This window comes from Bacillus sp. PK6-013 (assembly GCF_054161445.1).
Window position 1 is genome coordinate 3417814 of record NZ_CP096417.1, and the last position, 10615, is coordinate 3428428.

The 10615-nt window shown below is 48.6% G+C and carries 7 protein-coding genes; 5 read left to right on the forward strand and 2 right to left on the reverse strand.

Annotated features, from left to right (window positions below; translation table 11 throughout):
* Positions 1-20: 20 nt before the first annotated feature.
* Positions 21-1103: a glycosyltransferase gene (locus M1E03_RS17360; RefSeq protein ID WP_020450556.1), complete on the reverse strand. Its 1083-nt coding sequence runs from the start codon at positions 1101-1103 to the stop codon at positions 21-23.
* A gap of 193 nt (positions 1104-1296) precedes the next feature.
* On the opposite strand from M1E03_RS17360, the gene M1E03_RS17365 reads away from it, so the two are divergent.
* The 5 genes from M1E03_RS17365 to M1E03_RS17385 all read left to right on the forward strand — a co-directional run bounded on the left by M1E03_RS17365 (position 1297) and on the right by M1E03_RS17385 (position 7756).
* Positions 1297-3540, forward strand: coding sequence for a glycosyltransferase (locus M1E03_RS17365; protein ID WP_411221343.1), 2244 nt, complete (start codon positions 1297-1299; stop codon positions 3538-3540).
* Positions 3541-3693: 153 nt separating this feature from the next.
* The gene (locus M1E03_RS17370; RefSeq protein WP_458110535.1) at positions 3694-5067 is read left to right on the forward strand and encodes a glycosyltransferase; all 1374 of its coding nucleotides are present in this window, start codon (positions 3694-3696) and stop codon (positions 5065-5067) included.
* A gap of 66 nt (positions 5068-5133) precedes the next feature.
* Positions 5134-6108, forward strand: coding sequence for an NAD-dependent epimerase/dehydratase family protein (locus M1E03_RS17375; protein ID WP_080131274.1), 975 nt, complete (start codon positions 5134-5136; stop codon positions 6106-6108).
* Between the two features lie 17 nt (positions 6109-6125).
* Entirely contained in the window at positions 6126-6668 is a 543-nt protein-coding gene (locus tag M1E03_RS17380) for an acyltransferase (RefSeq protein WP_026580665.1), read from the forward strand.
* Positions 6665-7756, forward strand: a complete 1092-nt coding sequence (locus M1E03_RS17385; protein WP_103750497.1) for a DegT/DnrJ/EryC1/StrS family aminotransferase — start codon at positions 6665-6667, stop codon at positions 7754-7756. Before M1E03_RS17380 ends, M1E03_RS17385 begins: the two co-directional genes overlap by 4 nt.
* Positions 7757-7933: 177 nt before the next feature.
* Here the strand turns inward: M1E03_RS17385 and M1E03_RS17390 are convergent, their stop codons facing one another.
* Complete coding sequence (locus M1E03_RS17390; protein ID WP_458110536.1) at positions 7934-10516, reverse strand: NTTRR-F1 domain; 2583 nt, start codon at positions 10514-10516, stop codon at positions 7934-7936.
* Positions 10517-10615: the final 99 nt, after the last annotated feature.

Here is a 10615-nt window from a genome sequence, read left to right on the forward strand (position 1 = left end):
TCAGTAAGTCTTGACCATGCTTATTTGTTAATGCCTAATTTCCCTTCCAGCAGCTGTTTGTTATGAAGGACGGATTTGTCATCGGGACGGTATTTTCTCGCCTCTTCATTGTGCTGATACGACTTTTCAAAGTCTCCTAAATTGTAGTAGCACACACACATTTGCAAGTGAGGGTACCAAGTGTAATATGCCGGATAGGTGAAGCTCCATTTATTCGAATCAGGCACCAGTGTTGTCGCCAGCTCATACCAGTAGATAGCGGCATTGTATTCCCGCCGCCTCTGAAAGTTATAGCCGATTCTTGAGCATGTTTCGGCACGAGGCGTTTTGGAAAATTCAAATGACTGGAAGAGCGATCTCAGCTCATTATCCAAGTCGCCGAGAAAGCGGTGGCAGTCGGCTTTGTTGATGCAGGCGTATACTTTGTCTTCAATCCACCCTTCTTTCATTTCAATGTTTTTATTGTAGCTTTCAATTGCTTTTTCGTAGTGCCTGTTTTCTCTTAATTCATTTCCGTAGTAAAAATAGTCGCGCGGGGTAAACGTGTCGCCGCGATCGATCTTCTTTTGGTAAATATTGAGGTTTCGTCCGACAGAGTGGCGGATTTTTTTATGCGTCACAGAGATATCGGCATTGATGATGTTCCCGAATACCTCCAAATATTGATGGCAGTCGCCTTTCCATTTAAAGTTTTTCTCCCTTTTCACCAGGCGGTTGCGGCGGTACCTTAAGGTCACATTTCCGAATTCGTCAGTTCCCGCATCATAGTACATGGACACGGAATCAACGGAAGGATCAAGCGTTTCCTTCAACTCTTTTAATTTTTTCTGATCTTTCTCAAGCAACACATCATCCGCATCCAGATAGAGAATATAATCCTTAGTGGCGTGCTTGAACGATTCATTGCGGGCAGCCGCAAAATCGCCGATCCATTCAAAGAAAAAGACGCGGTCTGTGTAGCGCTTCGCAATCTCTACGGTTTGATCTGTCGATCCCGTATCCACAATGTTAATTTCATCTACAATGTCTTTCACTGTATCAAGGCATCTCGCCAATACTTCTTCTTCATTTTTGACAATCATACATAGACTGATTGTAACCAAAGCCTTCACTCCCTGAGACTCTTTTTTAAAATCTACCCATAAAATATGAACCAGCAGCTGATCGCGTTTGTGCCGCTGTCACTGTTTTAGCTTTTCAGGCTGTGCCATTTCCGAAGTATTTTTCATAGAACTTTCTTTTCTCGCTTGAATATAGATACTACTAGCGAAAATGTGTTTAACCAGGAGGTTTCAGATGGATAATGAATTGGAATATTTGCTAGACTCTGTTGGGCTTAGCTGGAGAGAAACCGAAATATCCCAACTGATATTTCAACACAAATGGCACGATGCTGCGCAGAAGCTGGAAGAGAGGCTGGAAGCCGCTCCCTTCGATCCCGGCTTACTGATAAGCGCTGCTTTTGTTTATGAAAAAAAGCAGCAGGTTCAGAGAGCGTCTGAATTATATGATGATGCCCTCCTGTTTGTCAGGCGCGAACATCAACATCGCCTCATGAAGGAGAAAGCGGACCTTTTCAAAAAAATGGTCAGGCGTCCAAAGATCATTTTTTTCGTTAAACCGGATTTGGACCGGTTTTTGAATGCTGTCGTTGAGCACCTTTCCGAAACTTACCGGACCAGAAAAATCGCGGTTCATGATTTGAATCAAATCGACACTGGTATGCAATGGGCGGATATTTGCTGGTTTGAATGGTGCGATGATTTATTGATCCACGGGAGCAAAGTCCCTTCTGCAGCGGCCAAAACATTAATATGCAGGCTCCACAGCTATGAAGCATTTACTTTTTATATTAAAAAGGTATATTGGCAAGCGGTGGATCAAGTGATCTTTGACGGGGAACACATGCGGGAATATGTATTAGATCAAGTTAAATCGTTGAAAAAAGAGAAAACGGCCGTCGTTCCAAATGGAATCAAGTTAGACGAATACACCTTTCAGCAAAGGCAAAAAGGCTTTCATATCGCATATGTCGGCTATATCAACTATAAAAAAGGTCCGATGCTTTTGCTGCAGGCTTTCAAGGCACTGATTGACAAAGACCCAAGATACAAACTGTTCATCGCCGGGACGTTTCAGGACGCCCGCTATCAGTTGTACTTCAAGCAAATGATTGATGAACTCCGGCTGACTGACAGCGTCCAATTTGACGGATGGCAGGATGATATGAATCAATACTTGGAAGATAAGCATTACCTGATTTGCACGAGCCTTCTTGAAAGTCAGCATATGTCGGCCATGGAAGCGATGGCTAAAGGCATTAAACCGCTGATCCACAACTTTTACGGCGCAAAGACGATATACGATGAATCAGTTGTTTGGAATACAATAGATGAATTCGTGGCCATGATCACAAGCGGTGATTATACATCTCTCCATTATCGGTCGTTTATTGAAGAGCATTATTCATATGACCTGAGCATGCGCAAAATTGAAGAGATGATTTCAGGCTTTGCAAAGCAGTCAGAGTTGACGGTTATGCCAAATCCGCCGCTGATTACGGTAGGCATCATCAACTATAATTACAGTAATTTTATTGATGAATGCCTTCAATCCGTTTTAAATCAACTCTACCCTAATATCGACATTCTGATCGTTGACGACCACTCAACTGACGACTCGATGCAAAAAATCAGCAGCTATCAAAAAACGCATCCGCACATTCGAACGATATGCCACAGCGAAAATACAAAACTTCCTGATCTCGCTTTTAAGGAAATCTTCCAAGAGGCAAAAGGCGAATATGTTTTGCTTTTAAGCGCAGATGATTTCCTTCCGCACAATTTGGTGCTCCATGACTTTATGCAGTGCTTTTTTGGAGAAGAGGGATTAGATTATGTGTACGGGGACCTTTTGCTTGTTGATCAACACGGAAAAAATGCGGGGCTGTGGACGTATCAAGAGTATGGCGATGAGGAGCTGGTGAGGACTATTTTTCAAAGGGGCGGCTCAGGCATTGTCCCGATGGTGGGCATGTTTAAAGCATCTTATTATCAGCAAAAAGGCTTTACTTGGCTGGTTGATCCGCAAAAGCCGCTTGCAGGGGATGTGCTGAATTGTTTGGCCAACACGAAGCGCGGCTGGAAGCGCCGCTATTTAAGAAAACCTGTATTGTGCTACCGCCGCCATCAAAACAATATTTCCTACCAATTGCATAAAAGGATTCAATCGCTTGTGTACGTCATCGACTATATTGTGAAAGAATTTGACGAAAGCGTCTATTTTCCCCATATCAAATGGAAGGAGCTTGAGGAAAATCAAAGACAGTCCTTGAAATATTTCAGCATCGGAAAAACCTTTTGGAGAATGGCCCGGAGATACGCACAAAACGGATATACCCGGCATTTAGATCAAGACGCCAAAAAAGAATGCATTCAGCCGCTCCTGGATAAAATGGATGAATACTTCCAATTAAGCCTCTCTTCAGACAATCAGTATGAACGATATATGAAAAATATTAAAAAAATCCAGCTGATATAAAGCCTTCCGCTCTGTGGAAGGTTTTTCTCTTATACTCTCGCACAAATACACAGTCATATAGATTCATTTATACGTATGATAGAGCGCACAAAGCGTTTTTATTCTGCCATTAAAAGGAGAAATTGAAAGCAGCGTGATCGATGGGAGGTCATCATGAAAGATTTCAAGTCAGACATCATTCATTGTCTGGAACAAAAAGATTGGAACAAAGCCATGAAGCGCTTAAAAGAGTGGGAAGCCGACGGCTCGCATAACGAGCCCGATTTTTATTTTTTTCAAGCCTCTCTTTCTGTCTATCTCGGCCATGACCATAACGCCTGGCTATGGCTCTGGAGGGGGCTTGACCTTTTTCCTGATAACAGATCTTTAAATCTGCTGATGGGAAAAGTGTGCCTGCGCACCGGAAGGGAACAAGAGAGCGCGGCCTATCTTCAAAAAGGAGATGGAGCAGAAACCGAAAGCGGGCCAAAGCTTGATCTTCCTGTTCATGAAACAACCGAGCCTCCGGCTGGGCAAATCCGCGTTTTGCAAGGCACAATGGAAATCGCCAACCAAATGAACACCTTGGCTAAAGGGCTCTCACAGCATGGCGCGCTTGCCCACACTTTAAATTACTATCCTTATTATTTAAATTACGCTGCCGACTACACCTGGTCATTGCTGAAAGAACGCAATACGCCCGCCATGAATGCGAAGCTGAGAAGGCTTGCCAGTGATCTCTTGCCATCCTATGATTTGTTCCATTTTCATTTTGGCACAAGCTTTACGCTGGACATGTCGGATTATCCCATTTTAAAACAGGCAGGTAAACCAATGATCATGCATCATTGGGGCAGCGATGTGAGGCTTTATTCAACATTGGCTAAAACAAATCCATACGCCGTTGTCAAAACGAAAAACGAAGCGCGAATTCGATATCACCTCAAACGAATTTCACAATATGTCCAGCACTGCATCGTCGCCGATATGGAACTTTACGAGTATGTAAAAGACTATTATGAGCATGTCCACATGATTCCAACCATGATCCAGCTTGACCGCTATATTCCCGACTACCGATCAAATGAAAAGCCGCTCATCGTTCATGCCCCCACCTCTCCAGGAATAAAAGGAACCCGCCACATCCTTAAGGCGGTGGAGTCTTTAAAAGAAAAATACGACTTTCATTTTCAACTAGTACGAGGGGTTTCTCATGAACAGGCAAAGAAAATCTATCAAAAGGCGGATTTGATCATTGATCAGCTTCATATCGGCAGCTATGGATTATTTGCCGTCGAATCGATGGCAATGGGGAAACCCGTTATCTGTTGGGTCAGTGATTTTATGAAGGAGCACTATCCTTCCGAACTGCCTCTCATAAGAGCAAATCCCGACAACATTACAGAAGTGATTGAAAATGTGCTGAAAAACCGGGATATGCTGCCGGAAATCGGCCAGAAAGGAAGAAAGTATGCAGAAGTTCATCATGATATGGTGAAAAACAGCAAAAAAATGCTGGCTGTTTATCAGGCGCTACTTTCGGGATGATATTGAACACCTTTCGCGTCGCGGGATTTGTAATTCAAAAAAACGAAACAAGCAGGTGAACAATTGATGAGCGATATGACAGAGTTATCCGGCCAGCATATTTTCATAACTGGCGGAGCAGGCTTTATCGGATCCTCTTTAATAGGAAAACTGATAGAGCGCAACAGCGTCACCGTATACGACAATTTTTCAAGAGACTCCCTCCGGTATAAACCTTACCGGGACCATCCTCACTTGAAAGTGGTGCAGGGAGACATTTTAGATGTGAACACGCTTAAAAAGGCGATCCAGGGAGCCAGCCACATTGTCCACGCCGCCGGCATCGCAGGGATTGACACGGTCATTCAAAATCCCGTTAAAACGATGCAGGTCAACATGATCGGTTCAGCCAATCTGCTAGAAGCGGCTGCAGGTTTAACCGAATGCAAAAGGGTCGTTTGTTTCAGTACGAGTGAAGTGTTCGGCCAAATCGCTTTCAGAGCGCGCGAGACCAGTCATACTGTTTTAGGAGCTGTGGGAGAAGCCCGCTGGACATATGCTGTCAGCAAACTCGCCGAGGAGCATATGGCATATGCCTATTTTAAAGAACATGGGCTCCCGACCGTCACCGTCCGCCCTTTTAATGTTTATGGACCGGAACAAGTCGGGGAAGGCGCCATCAAAACGATGGTTCACAGAGCTCTGTTAGATGAGCCGATTTATATTCACGGCGATGGAACGCAAATCCGGGCCTGGTGTTACGTAGATGACATGATCGACGGAATATTGCGCTGTTTGACGATGAAAGAAGCCATTGGGGAGTCTTTCAACATCGGCAATGAACGCACTGTGATCACTGTATACGGATTGGCAAGCACGATTATCAGAGTTCTTGGATCAAAATCGCAAATCTTCTTTAGAGAGAAAAAAGAAGCCGATATTGAACTTCGCATCCCTCAGGTCAATAAAGCAAAAGAAATGCTCGGTTTTAACGCAAAAGTAGATCTGGAAGAAGGGATCACAAGAACAGCTGAAAGCATTCGAAAAAATTTGGATCAATAAGAAAGGAGGCGCTTTTGTTGAAACAATGGAAAAGCGAAGGAAAAGGTGAATTTACCCTTTCCCAGCTTGGAGGGTGCGGCGAAAATGTCGTTATTGAAGACGGAGTCCGCATTTTTCATCCGGAAAATATCTATATCGGAGATAACGTTTATATCGGCCATGACACGATTTTAAAAGGCTATTATAAGCATGACCTGATCATCGGCTCAAACAGCTGGATCGGTCAGCAATGTTTTATACACGGTGCCGGCGGGGTTACAATCGGAAAATTTGCGGGAATTGGTCCGAATGTCCGGATACACGCCGCCTACCATACCGATCCTGATATACCCGATAGTACCATTTTGTTTTCGCCGCTTACATTTGCTCCCATTCATATTGAAGAAAACTGCAACATCGGGATCGGTGCGTCTATTTTAGCAGGCGTTACGATAGGCGCCCACTCCAAAATCGGAGCAAATGCCGTCGTCAATCGTCATATTCCCCCGTACAGCATAGCGGTAGGCGTGCCGGCAAAGGTGATCAAAAACCGAAGGATGAAAGATGAGGAGCGCTCATGATCAGATTGATCGAGCCGTATATTACGTTTGAAGAAGTGGAAGCAGAATTAAAAGAAATATTTTCTTCCGGCATCCTGACAAAAGGCCCTTATGTCAGAACATTTGCTGATCATATTAAACAGTATGTAAGTGCAAAGCATACTTTTTTAACAACATCGGCTACAACGGCTTTATCGATGTGCCTTAAAAGCCTTAACGTCCAACCCGGAGACGAAGTGATCGTCTCAGACTTTTCGTTTCCCGCCACTGTCAATGTAATAGAAGATTTAGGTGCCAAGCCGATTTTTGCCGATGTTGATCTTGAAACATTTAACATGCTTCCAGAAGAGCTGGAAAGTCAAATTACATCCCGTACGAAAGCCGTCCTTTTTGTAGATGCCCTTGGAAACCCGACAGGCATCACAAACATCAAACACATTTGTGAAGAGTACGGCTTACCACTCGTGGATGATGCCGCGTGTGCGATCGGCAGCAGTGAATACGGCTGTAAATCTGGAAAAATTGCCGATCTCACCTGTTTCAGCTTTCACCCCAGAAAGCTGCTTACGACAGGCGAAGGCGGAGCAATTACAACCGACCGGGAAGAGTTGAAAGATTGGTTTTCAGTCAAGTTAAACCATGGCGCCGCTATCTCTGACGGCCAATTGGATTTTATGGATTTCGGCTACAACTACAGATTATCTGATATCCAAGCCGCTCTTGGAATCAAACAGCTCCAAAAACTAGATGACATCATTCATCGCAGAAACCTTCAGCAGAAAGCATATAGTGAACAGCTTGAACCCCTCGGATTCCAAAGTCAACAAATCGGACCTGACGTTGTACACAATACACAATCCGCCGTTTTCAAAGTTCCAAAAAACATCGTTCGCGACGAATTGATTCAATATTTGAGCGACTGCCATATAGAGTCGACTTTCGGCACCTATTGCTTAAGCGGCACTACCTATTACCGCCGCAAATACAGACAGATTAAACCCAATTCCATTTTTCTTGAACAAAATACGATCACCCTTCCCTGCCATGATCAAGTCAATGTGGATCAAGTAGTCTCAGCCATTCAATCATTTAGCCAACGTAAAGGCTAATCAATCAAAAACATCCCTTTCACAAAATAGTGACAGGGATGTTTTTTTATTCTTAGAAATAAGCAATATAAAAAAGGCAGTAAACCATAGGTTTACTGCCCCCTGAATCATTCGCATAGCATTCCAGCGAAGTTCCGGAAAAACAAACGGAAAATATTTGCTAATAGTCGTTAAATATTAAGCGCCGGTTGGACCTGTTGGGCCAGTTGGACCTGTCGGGCCGGTTGGACCTGTCGGGCCAGTTGGACCTGTCGGGCCAGTTGGACCTGTCGCTCCGGTTGGACCTGTCGCTCCGGTTGGACCTGTTGGACCGGTTGCTCCTGTCGCTCCAGTTGCTCCGGTTGGACCGGTTGCTCCCGTCGGACCTGTTGGGCCTGTTGGACCTGTCGCTCCGGTTGGACCTGTTGGACCTGTTGGACCGGTTGCTCCTGTCGCTCCAGTTGCTCCGGTTGGACCGGTTGCTCCCGTCGCTCCAGTTGCTCCGGTTGGACCGGTTGCTCCCGTCGGGCCGGTTGCTCCCGTTGCTCCGGTTGCCCCGGTTGCTCCTGTCGGGCCGGTTGCTCCCGTCGGGCCGGTTGCTCCCGTTGCTCCGGTTGGGCCTGTCGGGCCGGTTGCTCCTGTCGCTCCCGTGGCTCCGGTTGCCCCGGTTGCTCCTGTCGGGCCGGTTGCTCCTGTCGCTCCCGTTGCTCCGGTTGGACCTGTTGGGCCTGTCGCTCCCGTTGCTCCCGTTGCACCTGTCGCTCCCGTCGGACCGGTTGCTCCTGTCGGGCCGGTTGCTCCCGTCGGGCCGGTTGCTCCCGTTACGCCGGTTGCTCCCGTCGGACCTGTTGCTCCCGTTGCACCTGTCGGGCCGGTTGCTCCTGTCGGGCCGGTTGCTCCTGTCGCTCCCGTGGCTCCCGTCGGACCTGTTGCTCCTGTCGCTCCGGTTGCGCCTGTCGCTCCGGTTGCGCCTGTCGCTCCAGTTGCTCCGGTTGCGCCTGTCGCTCCGGTTGCTCCCGTCGGACCTGTTGCGCCTGTCGCTCCGGTTGCGCCTGTCGCTCCGGTTGCTCCCGTAGGACCTGTTGGGCCGGTTGCTCCGGTTGCGCCTGTTGGGCCGGTTGCTCCGGTTGCTCCTGTCGGACCGGTTGCTCCTGTCGCTCCGGTTGCTCCCGTCGGACCTGTTGCTCCTGTCGGACCAGTTGCTCCCGTCGGGCCGGTTGCTCCTGTCGGGCCGGTTGCTCCTGTTGCGCCTGTCGCTCCCGTTGCTCCCGTCGGACCGGTTGCTCCCGTCGGACCTGTTGCTCCTGTCGCTCCCGTGGCTCCCGTTGCTCCCGTGGCTCCCGTGGCTCCCGTCGGACCTGTTGCTCCTGTCGCTCCGGTTGCTCCTGTCGCTCCCGTTGCTCCCGTCGGACCTGTTGGGCCTGTCGCTCCGGTTGCTCCCGTCGGGCCGGTTGCTCCCGTTGGACCTGTTGCGCCTGTCGCTCCGGTTGCTCCCGTTGCGCCGGTTGGACCTGTTGCTCCCGTTGGACCTGTCGGGCCGGTTGCTCCCGTTGCTCCGGTTGCTCCCGTCGGACCTGTTGCTCCCGTTGCTCCTGTCGGGCCGGTTGCTCCCGTTACGCCGGTTGCTCCCGTCGGACCTGTTGCTCCTGTCGCTCCGGTTGCTCCTGTCGCTCCCGTGGCTCCTGTCGCTCCGGTTGCTCCTGTCGGGCCGGTTGCTCCCGTTGCTCCGGTTGCTCCTGTCGCTCCGGTTGCTCCCGTCGGACCTGTTGCTCCTGTTGGACCGGTTGCTCCCGTTGCTCCTGTCGGGCCGGTTGCTCCCGTTGCTCCGGTTGCTCCTGTCGCTCCGGTTGCTCCCGTCGGACCTGTTGCTCCTGTCGGGCCGGTTGCTCCTGTCGGGCCGGTTGCTCCCGTTGCTCCGGTTGCTCCTGTTGGACCGGTTGCTCCCGTTGCTCCGGTTGCTCCTGTTGGACCGGTTGCTCCCGTTGCTCCTGTCGCTCCGGTTGCTCCTGTTGCCCCCGTTGCTCCTGTCGGGCCGGTTGCTCCTGTCGGGCCGGTTGCTCCTGTTGCTCCCGTCGGACCTGTTGGGCCGGTTGCTCCCGTTGCTCCTGTCGGGCCGGTTGCTCCCGTTGCTCCTGTTGGACCGGTTGCTCCTGTCGGGCCGGTTGCTCCCGTTGCTCCCGTCGGACCTGTTGGGCCTGTCGCTCCTGTCGGGCCGGTTGCTCCCGTCGGACCGGTTGCTCCGGTTGGACCCGTCGCTCCTGTTGGACCGGTTGGACCTGTCGGGCCGGTTGGACCTGTTCCTCCGCCTTCTACATCTAATAGTGCTACATCATCTACAATGACATTCGCTGTACCTGCCTGCGGCAAAGTATTAATCAAAATGAAAGCCATAGTAGAGCCAGCTGGAGCTGGGGTCGTCGTTTGATAGACTTCAAGCCATGTATTATTTTGAACAATCGGTAGTCTGTTGAACGGGATATTTAAAAAGAGACCTTGGCCTAAAAAGTTAAATGAACTATCAAAATAAGACACTTGAATTTGCACCTGAGGCGATGGAGCAGGAAAACCTTCTTTAGCTAGAGAAACTAAAAATTCCAATCCTTCTCCTGCATCTACTGGAACAAATTGTGCAATAAAAGAAGTAACAGCCCCGCCCAGTAATCTTGCCGACCAAAAACCTGAATGAGAAAATTGAGTTGTGACGGTTGCATTTTGGCCTACCCAGGGTGGAAGTGCCCCGTTTTCAAAGCTGCCGTTTACAACCAAATTTTGGATCGACATCTAGGATTTTACCTCCCTTTCACTAGATTAGCTTCAATTCCCTTTTCGAGAATGAAGCTAACATATACTATGTCTCCTTGCTAAGCTCGGTCACGTTAT